Consider the following 15,154-nt stretch of genomic DNA (forward strand, 5'->3'; position numbering starts at 1 on the left):
TCTGTCATCAATATGGAAAACGCCCGCGCGGCTGGACGCGCGGGGAAAGCCGCAAGCGCGGCGGGGAAAATCGGGCTTAGACATCGAGGGTCGTCTGATGCTCCCATGCGGTGAACTGCGCGCAATAGCTGTTCCACTCCCCCTGCTTGAGCTTGAGATAGGCATTCGAGAATTCCATGCCGAGCGCCTGCTGCAATTCCGCATCTTTCTCATATTCGCGCAGCGCATCGAGAAGGTTGAGCGGTAGCTTCGGTGCATCCGTGACCGTATGGCCCTCGCGATACATGTCGATATCGTAGTGCGGACCGGGATCGGCCTTGGAGCGGACACCGGAAAGGCCGGCCGCGATGATGATGGCCTGCAACAGATAAGGGTTCACGGCTCCATCCGGCAGGCGCAGTTCGAACCGTCCCGGCCCCGGCACGCGCACCATATGGGTGCGGTTATTGCCGGTCCAGGTCACCGTATTCGGCGCCCAGGTCGCGCCGGAAACGGTACGCGGCGCGTTGATGCGCTTATAGGAATTGACCGTCGGATTGGTGACGGCCGCAAGCGCCGACGCGTGTTTCATGATGCCGCCGAGAAACGTCTTGCCCTTGGCCGACAGACCGAACGGCATTTCCCTGTCGGCGAAGGCGTTGACCTTGCCGTCGAGGTCCCAGACCGAAATATGGGCATGGCAGCCATTGCCGGTCAGGCCCTTGAAAGGCTTCGGCATGAAGGTGGCGCGCAGCCCGTGTTTTTCGGCGACGGATTTGACCATGAATTTAAAGAAGGAATGTTTGTCGGCGGTCTGCAGCGCGTCGTCATATTCCCAGTTCATCTCGAACTGGCCGTTCGCGTCCTCATGGTCGTTCTGGTAGGGCTTCCAGCCCAGCTCCAGCATATAGTCGCAAATCTCGGCGATCACATCGTAACGGCGCATCACCGCCTGCTGGTCGTAGCAGGGCTTTTCCGCTGTGTCGTATTCGTCGGAGATTTTCGCACCATCCGGCGAAATCAGGAAAAATTCCGGCTCCACGCCGGTCTTGACCCTGAGCCCTTCGCTGGCCGCCTCAGCGATGAGCTTCTTCAGCACCACGCGCGGCGCCTGCTCCACCGGCTGGTCTTCCATCATGCAATCGGCAGCGACCCAGGCGACATCCTTTTTCCATGGAAGCTGGATGACCGAAGAGGCGTCGGGCACGGCGAATAGATCGGGATGGGCGGGCGTCAAATCGAACCAGGTGGCGAAGCCTGCAAAACCCGCGCCATCCTTCTGCATATCAGCGATCGCTTCTGCAGGAACCAGCTTGGCGCGCTGGCCCCCGAAGAGATCGGTATAACTGATCATGAAATATTTGACGCCCTTTTCGGCAGCAAATTTGGAGAGGTCCAGTGTCACGTCATTCCCCTTTTTTGAATATCAGACACTCATCAAAAAAGACGGGCACATCCTCCCAAATGCGCCCGTCCGTCTTTATGGCTTAAAAGCTGCCTTTGCCCGGGAACCAGCTGGTTCCCGCCAGCGGAACCTGCGCCATGGCGGCGGCCTCCATCGTCAGCGCCACCAGATCTTCCGGCTCCAGATTATGGAGATGGTTCTTGCCGCAGGCGCGCGCGATGGTCTGCGCCTCGAGCGTCATGACCTTCAGATAATTGGCAAGACGGCGGCCGGCGGCGACGGGATCGAGGCGTGCGGCAAGTTCGGGATCCTGCGTGGTGATTCCTGCGGGGTCTTTGCCTTCGTGCCAGTCATCATAAGCGCCTGCTGTCGTACCGAGTTTTTGATATTCGTCTTCCCATTTCGGATCGTTATCACCCAGCGCCACCAGCGCCGCCGTGCCGATGGCGACAGCATCCGCACCAAGCGCCAGCGCCTTGGCGACATCAGCACCCGACCGAATGCCGCCGGAGACGATCAGCTGCACCTTGCGGTGCATGCCGAGATCCTGAAGCGCCTGAACGGCGGGGCGAATGCAGGCAAGCGTGGGCATGCCGACATTTTCGATGAAGACATCCTGCGTGGCGGCCGTGCCGCCCTGCATGCCGTCCAGCACCACCACATCGGCACCAGCCTTCACCGCCAGTGCGGTGTCGTAATAGGGCCGCGCACCACCGACCTTGATGTAGATCGGCTTTTCCCAGTCGGTGATTTCGCGCAGTTCGAGGATCTTGATTTCCAGATCGTCGGGGCCGGTCCAATCAGGATGACGGCAGGCGGAGCGCTGATCGATGCCCTTCGGCAGGTTGCGCATATTGGCGACGCGATCGGAAATCTTCTGGCCGAGCAACATGCCACCACCACCCGGCTTCGCACCCTGGCCGACAACGACCTCAATGGCGTCCGCGCGACGCAGATCCTTCGGATTCATGCCGTAACGCGAGGGCAGATATTGATAGACCAACGTCTGGCTGTGGCCGCGCTCCTCATCCGTCATGCCGCCATCGCCCGTCGTGGTGGAGGTGCCAGCGATTGTCGCGCCGCGGCCGAGCGCTTCCTTGGCGTTGCCCGAAAGCGCGCCAAAACTCATGCCGGCAATGGTGATCGGCGTTTTCAACGTGATAGGCTTCTTGGCGAAGCGCGTGCCGAGGGTCACGGTCGTATCGCATTTCTCGCGATAACCTTCGAGCGGATAACGCGAGATGGAGGCGCCGAGAAACAACAGGTCGTCGAAATGCGGCACCTTGCGCTTGGTGCCCGCACCACGAATGTCATAGATGCCGGTCGCCGCCGCGCGGCGGATTTCCGCCAGCGTATGGTCGTCGAAGGTTGCGGATCTACGTGGCGGGGTGAAGGGGTTGTGATAGCTCATCTGAAAATCCCTCGCCTCAATACGCGTCGGCGTTGTCGATGTTGAAATTATAGAGCGTGCGGGCCGAACCATAGCGTTTGAACTCGCTTGGGCTGACATCCGTGACGCCGGCTTTTTCGAGAAGCTCTGCAAGCTTTTCGAGATGTTCCGGCCGCATGTCCTTCTCGATACAATCGGCACCCAGGCTCTTCACCGAGCCGCGCACGAAAAGCTTCGCCTCATAAAGGGAATCGCCCAGCGCATCGCCCGCATCGCCGCAGACGACGAGATGGCCGGACTGGCCCATGAAGGCGGACATATGGCCGATATTGCCTTTCACGACGATATCGATGCCCTTCATGGAAATGCCGCAGCGGGAGGCGGCATTCCCCTTTATGACCAGAAGCCCGCCGCGGCCGGTGGCGCCAGCATATTGCGAAGCATCGCCCTCGATGACGACGGTGCCCGACATCATGTTTTCGGCAACGCCCGGTCCGGCCGAGCCATGAACGGTGACTGTGCCGCCATCATTCATGCCGGCGCAATAATAACCGACCGAACCGCGCACATCGACGGTGACGGGGCTGTCGATGCCAACGGCGACGGCATGGTGGCCGCGCGGATTGACGACTTCGAATTCGGTATCGTTGACACCGGAGGAAAGACCGTGGAGCGCGCTATTCAATTCACGCAAGGGTGTTTGGGAGAGATCGAAAACTGGCATGGATTATGACTTTCAAAACAGGCGCCGATGACGGGTCTCAGGCGGCCTTTTCATGGTCCCAGAAATAGACGGTCGCCGGCTCCGGCTCCCACACCCGGGCATTTTCAATGCCGGGCAGGTTGACCAGAGCGCGATATTCCGAACCGAAAGCGACATATTGGTCGGTCTCGGCCATGACAGCAGGCTTGCAAGCGATGGGATCACGCACCACGCCAAAACCGGATTTGGTGCCGACGACGAAAGTGAAGAAACCATCGAGATCATCGAGCGCACTTGTCAGTGCTTCGCCCAGATCCTTGCCCTTGGCCATTTCCGCCGTGAGATAGGCGGCCGCAACTTCCGAGTCGTTCTGGGTTTCGAAGGTCATGCCTTCGCGCACCAGTTCACGGCGCAGATTATTGTGGTTGGAAAGCGAACCATTATGCACCAGGCACTGGTCGGCACCGGTGGAAAAGGGGTGCGCGCCAAGCGTCGTCACTGCCGATTCCGTTGCCATGCGGGTATGGCCGATGCCATGGCTGCCGGCCATGGAACGCACGTCGAAACGGGCGACGACATCCTTCGGCAGGCCGGTTTCCTTATAGATTTCCACACTGTCGCCGGAACCCATCACGCGCACATTCGGGCGGATTGCGGAAAGAACCGGACGGATACCATCCAGTTTTTCGGCGGGAATATCGAGAACAGCATGGGTGCTTTTTATCGTGACCGCGGCATCGACGCCGCTTTCCTTCAGCGCTGCGGCGAGGCCGGAAAAATCGGCGGCAGGATCGGCCGACTGGATCGTCACTTTCGCACGGCCATCGGCCGCACTTCCATAGATCGCGATGCCGGCTGAATCCGGCCCGCGATCGGTCATGGTGACGAGCATGTCCGAGAGCAGCTGACCCAGCTGCGGCTCAAGGCTTTTGTCTTTCAGGAATAGTCCAACAATGCCGCACATCGACAGGCGCCTCCATTCGTTTCCGAATGAAGGGCTAACATATGGAATTCTATTCCGTCAACTATGAGGAATATTTTTTTCTTCTAAGGCAAATTATCAATCGTTGCCTAGCCGCCTTTGCGGATAGGAAATGATCGACAAATAACGGGCGGGAAGCTTCACCAATTCCTCCGGCCCGTGCGGTGCATCGGCGTCGAAAAACAAGCTATCGCCGGCCTGCATGGTGAAAAGCTGCTCGCCGTGGCGGTAAACCACCTCGCCTTCCAGCATGTAGAGAAACTCCATTCCCTCATGCTGGAAGGTTGGGAACACATCCGAGTCCTTGGTCAGCGTGATGAGATAGGGCTCGACGGTGACGCCGCTGGTATTGTTGTCGATATGGCCAAGCAGGCTGTATTGATGACCGGCGCGCGTACCCCTGCGCTCGATATTCACGCCCTGCCCCGCCTTGACGAAAGTGGCGCTGCGCGGTTCCTCGAAACCGCGGAAGAAAGCCGTGATCGGCACGCCGAGCGCCTTTGAAAGCGTCTGCAGGGTGGTAAGCGATGGGGAGATATTGCCGTTTTCGATCTTGGAAAGCATGCCCACGGAAACGCCAGTGGCCGAAGCAAGATCGGTGACGGTGATGCCGAGCTTCTTTCGATAGGCGCGAACCTCGTGGCCGATCGCCATTTCCAGATTATTCACTCTCGGCTCACGAACGGCATGCGGATCCTGTGACAGGAACTGCGCAGCTTCGCTCTGGGTGGCATCCTTCGCCATGGGGTCCTCCGGCATTATCGTGTTTTCCTTCCTTACAGGAAAACTATTTTAATTCGGAAGAAATCTTTGCCGCAGTGTATTTGGGGTATGGCCGAACCGGGCCTTGAAGCTCCCTGAAAAATGTCCGGCGCTGGAAAAGCCGGTGGCGAAGGCAACTTCCGCGATGGAGAGCGGGCTTTGCTCGAGCAATCGCCGGGCGTGATCGAGGCGGATCGCGCGGTATGTTCCCAAAAACGTCGTTTTCAGATGGGTTGCGAAAAGCCGGTCGAGGTGGCGCGCGCTGGTTCCCGCCAATTTCGCCATGGTCTGCCGATCAAGCGGGCTTTCAATGGTCGTTGCCATTTTTTCCAGCACGGTCAACAGGGCCGGATGGTTGGTGCCATGACGCTCCGCCGAGGAACCGCGCTGCGGTGCGCCGGGTTCGGCGACCGCCGTATGCAGGTACCAGTCACTGACACGCCTTGCGAAATGCGCGCCCATTCTCTGCGAAATCATCGCATGCATCATGTCGAGGGGGGCAACGCCGCCAGCGCAGGTGATGCGGTCTCCATCGAAAACAAACCGTGCCTGCCGGGGCGTGAGGTGGCCGAAGGCCTCTTTCAGTACCGACGCATGCTCCCAATGGATGGTGAAATCTCGGTTTTCCAGTAATCCCGCCGCTGCCAGCACATAAGCGCCGCTTGAAATGCCCCCGATCCTGACACCCTGCCGCGCCAGCCGCCTTAAAGTCCCGTAGGAATTTTCCGCAACAGTCCAGTCCTGCGGCGCGCCCCCCGCGCAGACGAAGATCGTGTGGCATCTCTCGCCTGCGGTGGCGAGTGCCTCGCAGCCGACAATGATACCGGAAGAACTTCTGACGGCCTCGCTATCGAAAGAAAGCGGAACCACATCGTAAAGATCGGTTCCGGCGATTAGATTGGCGGCCCGCAGCGGCTCTGCCGCCGAGGCGTAAGACATCAGCGCGAAATTCGGAACTAGGATGAAACCAATGCGCTGGACATTCTTCTGCTCAATGATCGTCATGTCTCTTTTTTAAATCATTATGTCCTTTATTTGCAATTCCCTTTCGAACGACGCCGGTAAGCTTGCGCCATATCGTTCGAGGTACGCAGATGCGCTATTCCGCCTTTTCCATTTTCAAGAATGGTCTCTTCGACAACAAATCCTGGAAACCCGCCTGGCGGGACGTTTCTCCGAAACCGCATTATGATGTCATTATCGTTGGCGGCGGTGGGCATGGGCTGGCGACGGCCTATTATCTCGCCAAGGAATTCGGCATCACCAATGTCGCGGTGTTGGAGAAAAACTACATCGGCTCCGGCAATGTCGGCCGCAATACCACGATCATCCGCTCCAATTATCTGCTGCCGGGCAACAACCCGTTTTACGAGCTTTCGATGAAACTGTGGGAAGGGCTGGAGCAGGATTTCAATTTCAACGCCATGGTTTCCCAGCGCGGTGTGCTGAACCTCTATCATTCGGATGCCCAGCGCGACGCCTATACAAGGCGCGGCAATGCCATGCGACTGCACGGCGTCGATGCCGATTTGCTGGACCGCGCCGCAGTCAAGGCCATGCTGCCGTTTCTCGATTTCGACAATGCCCGCTTTCCGGTGCAGGGTGGCCTGCTGCAAAGACGCGGCGGTACCGTGCGTCACGATGCCGTGGCCTGGGGTTATGCGCGCGGCGCAGACAGCCGCGGCGTCGATATCATTCAGGGCTGCGAGGTAACCGGCATTCGCCGCGAAAACGGCCGGGTCGTGGGTGTGGAGACCGCCAAGGGCTTCATCGGCTGCGGCAAGCTGGCGCTCGCGGCAGCCGGCAATTCCTCGCAGGTGGCCGCCATGGCCGGGTTGAAACTGCCGATCGAAAGCCATGTGCTACAGGCTTTCGTGTCGGAAGGGCTGAAGCCCTTTATCGATGGCGTCGTCACTTTCGGGGCGGGCCATTTTTACGTCTCGCAATCGGACAAGGGCGGCCTCGTCTTCGGCGGCGATATAGACGGCTATAATTCCTACGCCCAGCGCGGCAATCTGGCGACGGTCGAGCATGTGGCGGAAGCCGGCAAGGCGATGATACCGGCGCTCTCCCGCGTCCGGGTGTTACGCTCCTGGGGCGGTATCATGGATATGTCGATGGATGGTTCGCCAATCATCGACCAGACCCCGATCGACAATCTCTATCTCAATGCCGGCTGGTGTTACGGCGGCTTCAAGGCGACGCCCGCCTCCGGTTTCTGCTTCGCCCATCTTCTCGCTCGCGGCACACCGCAGGAGACGGCGACGGCCTTCCGGCTGGACCGCTTCCGGCGCGGTTATCTCATCGATGAAAAGGGTCAGGGCGCCCAGCCCAACCTTCACTGATTTTGCGCAGCAAGGACATCTGAAATGGCAAGTCTGGTGCCCTGCCCGCATTGCGGGCCAAGACCCAAGGAAGAATTCACCATCAAGGGTGCAGCCCTCCAAAGGCCGGCCGCCTATGCCGGCACCGATGAATGGTTCGACTATGTCTATCTGCGCGACAATCCGCGCGGCTCCTATGAGGAATATTGGCACCACACCTCCGGTTGCCGCCGCTGGCTGGTCGTGGCCCGCGATACCGTCAGCCACGAAATATCCGCCTGCCGCGATGCTGCCGACAAGACGAAAGTGACAAGCGCATGAGTTCCAACCGCCTGAAGACCGGCGGTCTGATCGACCGCTCCAAACCGCTTTCCTTCACCTTCGATGGCAAGCCGATGTCAGGCTTTGCGGGTGACAGCCTCGCCTCCGCCCTGCTCGCCAATGGCCAGCAGCTCGTCGGCCGCAGTTTCAAATATCACCGCCCGCGCGGCATATTGACGGCAGGCGCCGCCGAGCCGAATGCGCTGATGACCATTGGCAGCGGTGGCCGCACCGAGCCGAACACACGCGCCACCATGCAAGAGCTTTATGCCGGGCTGGAAGCGAAAAGCCAGAACCGCTGGCCCTCGCTCGACGTTGATATCGGCGCGTTGACCGGCCTGCTTTCACCCTTCGTCGGGGCGGGTTTCTACTACAAGACCTTCATGTGGCCCGCCGCCTTCTGGGAAAAAATCTACGAGCCTTTCATCCGCAAGGCCGCCGGTCTCGGCAAGGCGAGCCACGAGGCGGACCCGGATACCTATGACAAATGCTGGGCGCATTGCGATCTGCTGGTGATCGGCTCTGGTGCGGCAGGACTCGCCGCTGCTCTTGCAGCCGGCCGCGCAGGGGCACGCGTTATCATTGTCGATGAGCATTCTGTGGCAGGCGGCGGACTTTTGTCCGAAACCGCCATCATCGGCGGCAGGAGCGCTCCCGACTTTGCCGCGCACTGTGTCGCCGAACTCGAAGCCCTGCCTGATGTGACGGTGCTGACGCGAACCACGGCTTTCGGTTGGTATGACGGCAATGTCTTCGGCGCAGTGGAGCGGGTGCAGAAACACCTGGCCAACCCGAAATCACATGTGCCCGTGGAGCGCCTGTGGCGCATTGTGGCCAAGCGTGCGCTGCTCGCCACCGGCACGGAAGAGCGGCCGCTGGTGTTCGGCGGCAACGATATTCCCGGCGTGATGATGGCCGGCGCCATGCGCAGCTATCTCAACCGCTATGCCATAAGCCCCGGCACGGCGACGGCAATTTTTACCACCAACGACAGCGGGTATGCGCTCGCCCAAGATCTGGAGGCACGGGGTATTCCTCTTGCCGCCATCATCGATAGCCGCGAACAGGGTCACTCGGGCTATGACGGCAAGGCACGCGTCATCAGGGGTGGCGTCGTATCCAATGCCAAGGGCGGCAAGGCGCTTTCCGCCATCGAGATTTATGCGAATGGCCGCTCGGAAAACCTCAATGTAGATGCGCTGGCCATGTCGGGCGGCTTCAGCCCCATCATCCATCTCGCCTGCCATCGCGGCGGCAAGCCGGTCTGGTCGGAAGACCAAGCCGCTTTTCTGGCACCCGGCAATCTCAAAGGGCTGGAGCTCGCCGGCGCGGTTTCCGCAACAAACGGTATCGCCGTCTGCCTTGAGGATGGTGCGCGGAAGGGCGCAGCGCTGGCACAAGAGCTCGGCTTTGCATCAACCGCCCTGACATTCGGCACCGTGGAAAACGATATCGTAGCCCCGCCCGCAATGCCGCTCTGGTCCATTCCCGGAATCAAGGCCAAAGCCTTTGTCGATTACCAGAACGACGTTCATCGCAAGGATCTCGGCCTCGCCATCCGTGAAGGTTATGGCCATGTCGAACTCGCCAAACGCTACACCACCAACGGCATGGCGCCGGATCAGGGCAAGCTGTCGAATGTCAATGCCATCGGGCTGCTGGCCGAAGCGCGCGGTATCTCCCCGGCGGATGTCGGCACCACGACGTTCCGGCCGTTTTATACGCCCGTCTCCTTCGGCGCACTGACTGGGGCCTATCATGGCCAGCATTTCCAGCCGGTGCGCAAATCGCCACTGCATGGCTGGGCCGAGAAAAACGGGGCCGTCTTCGTCGAAACCGGGCTCTGGTATCGCTCCTCCTGGTTTCCGCGCGAAGGTGAAAACGGCTGGCGGGAAAGCGTCGACCGTGAGGTTCTGAATGTGCGCAAGAATGCCGGGCTCTGCGATGTATCGATGCTCGGCAAGATCGAGATTTGCGGCAAGGACGCCGCCGAATTCCTCAACCGGGTCTATTGCAACGCCTTTCTCAAGCTGCCGGTCGGCAAGGCGCGTTATGGCCTGATGCTGCGCGAAGACGGCATGATCTATGACGACGGCACCACCAGCCGGCTGGAGGAAAACCGCTTCTTCATGACGACCACCACCGCCTATGCGGCGGGCGTTATGAACCATCTGGAATTCTGCGCGCAGGCGCTCTGGCCGCACCTCGACGTGCGACTTGCCTCCGTCACAGACCAGTGGGCGCAGATGGCGATTGCCGGGCCGAAGGCACGCACCATTCTCCAGAGGATCGTCGATGAAGATATTTCCGACGAGGCCTTTGCCTTCCTTGCAGCCCGGGAAGTCTCCCTGTTTGGTGGGCAACTGCATGGACGCCTGTTCCGGATCTCCTTTTCCGGTGAACTGGCCTACGAGCTTGCCGTCCCGGCCGGTTACGGTGAAAGCGTTGCCGACGCGCTGCTGGAAGCTGGCAAGCCGGAGAATATCATGCCCTATGGCGTAGAGGCGCTCGGTGTGTTGCGTATCGAAAAGGGCCATGTCACCCACAATGAAATCAACGGCACGGTGGTGCCCGCCGATCTCGGCTTCGGCAAAATGGTCTCCGCCACGAAGGCCGATTTCATTGGCCGACGGATGCTGGAACGCGAGGGGCTTTCCGCCACCGACCGTCCGAGCCTCGTCGGCGTCGTGCCGCTTGATCCAAAACAGTCTTTCCGCACCGGCTCGCATATTCTTGCGAAGGATGCCGCGGCAACGCTGGAGAACGATCAGGGTTATGTGACCTCCAGCGCGTTCTCACCGCATTTAGGTTCAACGATCGGTCTCGCCCTGGTCAAGAATGGCCCTGCGCGGCATGGCGAGGAAATCATGGTCTGGAACGGCCTGCGTAGCGAATTTACTCAAGCCCGCCTTTGCAACCCGGTTTTTGTCGATCCTCAAAACGAGAAACTCCATGTCTGATTTCAAGTCTGGCTTCCGGCCGGCGCTGCGCCCGGTGCTGGGCGCGAAGCGGGCAATTGCCTCCACCGCCATCAAGCTCTCTCCCCTGCCGGAAGGCGCGATCATCCATGTTCTGGCCGCACCCGACGCAACGGATTTGGAAGCCCGCCTTCGCCACCTTGCCAAAGGCGATATACGCGCGTTCTCACCGGGCCAATGGTTTATCGTCGGTGAACAACCTCTGCCTCACGCTGATGTGAAGGCGCTTCTTACGGCGCTCGAACCTCAGGCAACGGGTGTCGACCAGAGCCAGGGACGCGTTCGCATTCGCATCGAAGGCAAGATGGCCGAGCGGGTTCTGGCCAAAGGCACGGCGGTCGACCTGTCTCTAGTAGCCTTCCCGGTAGGACATTCCGTCGCGACGCTGATCGGCCACATCGCCGCCCACCTCACCCGGCTTGACGGGCGGGTCTTCGAAGTCATCGTGCTGCGCGGTTTTGCCGAAAGCCTGTGGGACGACCTTGCCCGGATGAGCCTCGAATTCCAGTGATCGTGCCGGTCAGGTCCAGATGCTTTCGGGCGTCAGGATTTCGAAAGGAACGATCCGCTGTTCAACGGAGGACGAATCTCCGTTCTCGATGCGCCGCAACATCACGTCGATCAACTGCTGCGGCATCCTGTCGAGAGGAAGCGGCAGCGAGGCGGTGATCAGCCCTTCGTTGAGGCCTTTTCTTGTTTCCGGTCCGATGTCGTTGCAAATGATTTTTATGTCGCGCTGCCGCTCGGCAGGCAATTCCCTGAGTGCACGCAGAACACCCGATATGCCGCCGCCATTGACATAAATCCCCCTGAGCCCCGGTTCGGCAGCAATCATATCCCGCACGATGACATAGGCATTTTCCGGTTCCTCGTGGGTCAGCAGGGTTTCCACGACCTGAAGTTCGGGTGTGTTTTCGCGCATATAGGAGCGGAAGCTTGCGTCCGAAACATCCTGGCACTGATACCGATTGCTACCGATCAGCGGCACGACCACGCCCTCGCCCTTAACCGTCTGGCTGAGGAACCATGCCGCCGTGCGGCCGCGTTTCCAGCTGTCGGTGCCGACAAAGCCCGCGCGGCTCGCCGCCGACAGATCGGATACGTAAGTCACCACGGGAACGCCCTTGCCTCGCAGCTCGTCGATCGCCTGGCTGACGAGCGGATGATCGGCCGTCACCACCGCGATTGCGCCGCAGGATTGTCCCATCTTCAAGAGATCGGAGGACACAGCTTCCGGTGAAAGATCATCCTCGAAAACGATATCCGGCTCGATGATGCTATCCGGCCGCTGGCGTGCGGCAGCGACAATCCCTTCCGCCCAAAGCCGGTAAAGCGACCGGTGGGATTGCTGTAACAGAAAACCGAGCCGGTGATGAGGCATGGCCTCGCGGCGACGGTCCCTGATGGTGCCGAGACCATAAAAACCGATCTCCTCCGCCGCCTTGAATATCTGGTCGATCGTATCCTGACGTACGGCAGTCGAGCCGTGCAGCAACCGATTGACCGTGGAGATGCTTACACCGGCGGCTTTCGCAAGATCGGCAATGGTCGGTCGATTCATGACGCCTCACAATTGTATCATCCATGAATGACATAAAATGATATTTATTGCAACATTAAATGAAATATAAATTCCATTTCCACGAGGATGGAAGATATAAACCCTCCTGTCGTTAAGGCCCGTCGGGAGAATGGGCAGGGAGGAAGCAATGGCATTTGTCAGGAAATTTCTCGCAACGGGCGCGGTGTCGCTCGTGGTGGCGTCCGGCGCGGTTGCAGCCACTATAGCCCTTGTCGGCGACAAGAATGACGATGCGGTCTGGAACCTCATCCAAAAGGATGTCAACAACGCACGCCTCGCGGCGGAGGCGAATGGCGGCAAGGTCAACTACCTGCGTTTGCAGACCTATGACAATTTCGCGCCAGATGTGGTGCAGCTGATCCAGGCCGCCATCGGCCAGAAGGTCGCGGTGAGGCGGTCGCCGATCTCGGCGCCGAGGTGGAAAATTTAATGGCCAACCATGACGGGCCATCCGCCGCAGCCGCCATCGAATTAAAGCATTTCGAGTAAGAGCGATTGCGCTTTTACGTCCGGGAAATTCGTAAAAACAAAAACATAAAGCAAGGATCAGGACCGTTGAAAATCGCCCTAGACCCCCATATGCACCGCCATCTCAGCCTTGAAGTCCTTCCCGCCAAGGTGAAGGAACTTGGTTACGATTGGATCGAACTCAGTCCGCGCGCCGATTTCCTCGAATGGTTCAAGGCACCGCGCGCCTTTCCCGAGCGGATCAAGTCTTTCAAGAAGGCGCTGAGGGACGCTGATGTCGGCATCGCCTCGCTGCTGCCGATGTATCGCTGGGCCTCCAATGACGAAACCGAGCGGCAGGCGGCGGTCAAACACTGGAAACGCGCCATCGAGATCGCCATCGAACTCGATGTCGACACGATGAACTCCGAATTCGGCCGCGGACCGCATCCCGACAAGGGTTCATGTTATTGCTGCCACACCGGCTCGATGATCGAGGCCTGCGAGGATGCCTGGTGGCGCTCGATGGAAGAACTGGTGCCGATATTCGAGCGCGAAAACATCAACCTGCATGTCGAGCCGCATCCAGAAGACTGGTGCGAAACGCTGCAGCCGGCGCTGGACATCATCCGCACCGTCAATTCGAAGAACGTCAAGTTCCTCTATTGCGCACCGCATACCTTTTATTTCGGCGACGACACCAAGGCGATGCTGCGCGAAGCCAAGGACGTGCTCGCCCATGTGCATGTGGGCGATACCTTCAACCACAAGGCCAGCTCCGGGCTGCGCTATATCCTCAACCCGCCGGGCACGCAGGCGCGAGTGCACCAGCACCTGAATATCGGCCAGGGCGAAGTGCCATGGGACGACTTCTTCGCCACGCTTTCCGAAATCGGCTTTGACGGCATCATGACCTCCTGCGTCTTCGCCTGGGAGGACAGGGCGGATGAATCAGGCCGGCTCATGCGCACCAAGATGCAGGACTATATCGACCTTTATTTCAGAAAATAACGAGGCAGCCGGGCGCTGCGGCCGAGACGGCCCTTGGGGAACACCGTCATTCGAACGATCAAATGGAAAGACGATTGACATGATCAATGGAGAAAGACTGATTTCGCGTCCGTTGCGCTGGGCCATGGTGGGCGGCGGTCGCACAGGACAGGTGGGCTACAAACATCGCACAGGCGCTCTGCGCGACGGCGGCTACCAGCTCGTCGCCGGCGCCTTCGATCTCGATGCAGAAATGGGCCGCGATTTCGGCGTCAACATCGGCGTGGCAGCGGAACGCTGCTATCAGGATTACAAGGCGCTGATTGCCGGCGAAACCGCGCGCGAAGACGGCGTTGACGTCGTCTCCATCGCCACCCCCAATTTCACCCACTACGAAATCACTAAAGCCTGTCTTCAGGCGGGACTGCATGTCATCTGCGAAAAGCCGCTATTCTTCACGGTGGCCGAATGCGATGAGGTGGCGCGGCTGGCCGAACAGAAGGGGCTGATTGTCGGCGTTACCTATGGCTATACCGGGCATCCGCTCGTCCACCAGATGGCGGCCATGGTCAAAAAGGGAATGCTGGGCGACATCCGTATCGTCGACCTGCAATATACCCACGGCTTCAATGCAGGTGACGACGTGGGCGCGGGCGAAGCCGTCAAGTGGCGCACCAATCCCCGCACCGCCGGCCCAACCTTCGTACTCGGCGATATCGGAACGCATCTCTATTATCTCTCGCAAATCGTGCTCCCTCACATGAAGGTGGAACGGCTGCTCTGCGACCGCAAGGCCTTCATCCCCACGCGCGCCCCGCTGGAAGACCACGCCACGGTCTTGATGCATTATGACAATGGCGCACGCGGCCGTCTCTGGGTCTCTTCGGTGAATGCCGGCAATATGGGGTCGCAGCGTTACCGTTTCGTCGGCTCCAAGGCCTCACTCGAATGGTCCGATTCCCACCCCGACCAGCTGATCTACGAGGTTCAGGGCGAACCCGGTCGCATCTTGCATCACGGCATGCCTTATCTGGAACAGGAAAGCCTCGCCATAGACCGCATGGGCGCGCTGCATACCGAAGGTCTCGGGGATAGCTGGTCGAATATCTATCTCTGGATCGCCCAGGCGATCGACGCGGCAAACCGCGGTGACAGGGCTTTCCTGAAAACCCACCATTATCCCGGCATCGCGGCCGGCACCGAAGGCGTTCGCTGGCTGGAGAACTGCGTCCGCTCGGCCGACGCCGGCGCCGCCTGGATCGACTTCGCATAATCAGATTGGCTACACGCC

At 59.7% G+C, this 15,154-nt stretch carries 14 protein-coding genes; 7 read left to right on the forward strand and 7 right to left on the reverse strand.

Features of this window, described 5'->3' with window-relative positions; genetic code table 11:
- Positions 1 to 76: 76 nt before the first annotated feature.
- From glnT to O9X91_RS16025, 6 genes are all read right to left on the reverse strand, one after another.
- On the reverse strand, positions 77 to 1,384 hold the full coding sequence (glnT, locus tag O9X91_RS16000) for a type III glutamate--ammonia ligase (RefSeq protein ID WP_142913496.1): 1,308 nt from the start codon (positions 1,382 to 1,384) through the stop codon (positions 77 to 79).
- 82 nt (positions 1,385 to 1,466) lie between these two features.
- Complete coding sequence (locus O9X91_RS16005; RefSeq protein ID WP_142913497.1) at positions 1,467 to 2,795, reverse strand: FMN-binding glutamate synthase family protein; 1,329 nt, start codon at positions 2,793 to 2,795, stop codon at positions 1,467 to 1,469.
- Positions 2,796 to 2,811: 16 nt separating this feature from the next.
- On the reverse strand, positions 2,812 to 3,498 hold the full coding sequence (locus O9X91_RS16010) for a GltB/FmdC/FwdC-like GXGXG domain-containing protein (protein ID WP_077983536.1): 687 nt from the start codon (positions 3,496 to 3,498) through the stop codon (positions 2,812 to 2,814).
- Between the two features lie 37 nt (positions 3,499 to 3,535).
- Positions 3,536 to 4,441 (reverse strand): class II glutamine amidotransferase, encoded by a 906-nt coding sequence (locus tag O9X91_RS16015; RefSeq protein WP_142913498.1) that lies wholly within the window; start codon positions 4,439 to 4,441, stop codon positions 3,536 to 3,538.
- Positions 4,442 to 4,537: 96 nt separating this feature from the next.
- Positions 4,538 to 5,218 (reverse strand): helix-turn-helix domain-containing protein, encoded by a 681-nt coding sequence (locus O9X91_RS16020; RefSeq protein WP_162520544.1) that lies wholly within the window; start codon positions 5,216 to 5,218, stop codon positions 4,538 to 4,540.
- 33 nt (positions 5,219 to 5,251) lie between these two features.
- Positions 5,252 to 6,226, reverse strand: coding sequence for a GlxA family transcriptional regulator (locus tag O9X91_RS16025; RefSeq protein ID WP_142913499.1), 975 nt, complete (start codon positions 6,224 to 6,226; stop codon positions 5,252 to 5,254).
- An 89-nt stretch (positions 6,227 to 6,315) separates the two neighbouring features.
- Between O9X91_RS16025 and O9X91_RS16030 the strand changes: the two genes are divergently transcribed.
- From O9X91_RS16030 to soxG, 4 genes are read left to right on the forward strand one after another with little or no spacing between them, the layout of a single operon-like run.
- A complete protein-coding gene (locus tag O9X91_RS16030; protein ID WP_142913500.1) occupies positions 6,316 to 7,566 on the forward strand; it encodes a sarcosine oxidase subunit beta family protein in 1,251 nt (416 codons plus the stop codon).
- Positions 7,567 to 7,590: 24 nt separating this feature from the next.
- Entirely contained in the window at positions 7,591 to 7,866 is a 276-nt protein-coding gene (locus O9X91_RS16035; protein WP_142913501.1) for a sarcosine oxidase subunit delta family protein, read from the forward strand.
- Positions 7,863 to 10,826 (forward strand): sarcosine oxidase subunit alpha, encoded by a 2,964-nt coding sequence (locus O9X91_RS16040; protein ID WP_142913502.1) that lies wholly within the window; start codon positions 7,863 to 7,865, stop codon positions 10,824 to 10,826. The genes O9X91_RS16035 and O9X91_RS16040 overlap by 4 nt, the downstream gene beginning before the upstream one ends.
- Positions 10,819 to 11,355: a sarcosine oxidase subunit gamma family protein gene (gene soxG / locus O9X91_RS16045; protein WP_142913503.1), complete on the forward strand. Its 537-nt coding sequence runs from the start codon at positions 10,819 to 10,821 to the stop codon at positions 11,353 to 11,355. The genes O9X91_RS16040 and soxG overlap by 8 nt, the downstream gene beginning before the upstream one ends.
- Positions 11,356 to 11,364: 9 nt before the next feature.
- On the opposite strand, the gene O9X91_RS16050 is transcribed toward soxG, so the two are convergent.
- Complete coding sequence (locus tag O9X91_RS16050; protein ID WP_077983543.1) at positions 11,365 to 12,405, reverse strand: LacI family DNA-binding transcriptional regulator; 1,041 nt, start codon at positions 12,403 to 12,405, stop codon at positions 11,365 to 11,367.
- Between the two features lie 148 nt (positions 12,406 to 12,553).
- Between O9X91_RS16050 and O9X91_RS16055 the strand changes: the two genes are divergently transcribed.
- From O9X91_RS16055 to O9X91_RS16065, 3 genes are all read left to right on the forward strand, one after another.
- Entirely contained in the window at positions 12,554 to 12,856 is a 303-nt protein-coding gene (locus O9X91_RS16055; protein ID WP_244614268.1) for a type 1 periplasmic-binding domain-containing protein, read from the forward strand.
- A 125-nt stretch (positions 12,857 to 12,981) separates the two neighbouring features.
- Positions 12,982 to 13,884, forward strand: a complete 903-nt coding sequence (locus tag O9X91_RS16060) for a sugar phosphate isomerase/epimerase family protein (RefSeq protein WP_142913504.1) — start codon at positions 12,982 to 12,984, stop codon at positions 13,882 to 13,884.
- A gap of 79 nt (positions 13,885 to 13,963) precedes the next feature.
- Positions 13,964 to 15,136, forward strand: coding sequence for a Gfo/Idh/MocA family protein (locus O9X91_RS16065; protein WP_077983544.1), 1,173 nt, complete (start codon positions 13,964 to 13,966; stop codon positions 15,134 to 15,136).
- Positions 15,137 to 15,154 lie beyond the last annotated feature (18 nt).

It is taken from the genome of Agrobacterium salinitolerans (genome assembly GCF_027498475.1).
Taxonomy (GTDB): Bacteria; Pseudomonadota; Alphaproteobacteria; order Rhizobiales; family Rhizobiaceae; genus Agrobacterium; species Agrobacterium salinitolerans.

Excerpts from the sequence above, each read along its gene's own strand:
- O9X91_RS16005 (WP_142913497.1), bottom strand. The coding sequence starts at position 2,795 with ATGAGCTATCACAACCCCTTCACCCCGCCACGTAGATCCGCAACCTTC.
- O9X91_RS16010 (WP_077983536.1), bottom strand. The coding sequence starts at position 3,498 with ATGCCAGTTTTCGATCTCTCCCAAACACCCTTGCGTGAATTGAATAGC.
- O9X91_RS16015 (WP_142913498.1), bottom strand. The coding sequence starts at position 4,441 with ATGTGCGGCATTGTTGGACTATTCCTGAAAGACAAAAGCCTTGAGCCG.
- O9X91_RS16020 (WP_162520544.1), bottom strand. The coding sequence starts at position 5,218 with ATGCCGGAGGACCCCATGGCGAAGGATGCCACCCAGAGCGAAGCTGCG.
- O9X91_RS16025 (WP_142913499.1), bottom strand. The coding sequence starts at position 6,226 with ATGACGATCATTGAGCAGAAGAATGTCCAGCGCATTGGTTTCATCCTA.
- O9X91_RS16030 (WP_142913500.1), top strand. The coding sequence starts at position 6,316 with ATGCGCTATTCCGCCTTTTCCATTTTCAAGAATGGTCTCTTCGACAAC.
- O9X91_RS16035 (WP_142913501.1), top strand. The coding sequence starts at position 7,591 with ATGGCAAGTCTGGTGCCCTGCCCGCATTGCGGGCCAAGACCCAAGGAA.
- O9X91_RS16040 (WP_142913502.1), top strand. The coding sequence starts at position 7,863 with ATGAGTTCCAACCGCCTGAAGACCGGCGGTCTGATCGACCGCTCCAAA.
- soxG (WP_142913503.1), top strand. The coding sequence starts at position 10,819 with ATGTCTGATTTCAAGTCTGGCTTCCGGCCGGCGCTGCGCCCGGTGCTG.
- O9X91_RS16050 (WP_077983543.1), bottom strand. The coding sequence starts at position 12,405 with ATGAATCGACCGACCATTGCCGATCTTGCGAAAGCCGCCGGTGTAAGC.
- O9X91_RS16055 (WP_244614268.1), top strand. The coding sequence starts at position 12,554 with ATGGCATTTGTCAGGAAATTTCTCGCAACGGGCGCGGTGTCGCTCGTG.
- O9X91_RS16065 (WP_077983544.1), top strand. The coding sequence starts at position 13,964 with ATGATCAATGGAGAAAGACTGATTTCGCGTCCGTTGCGCTGGGCCATG.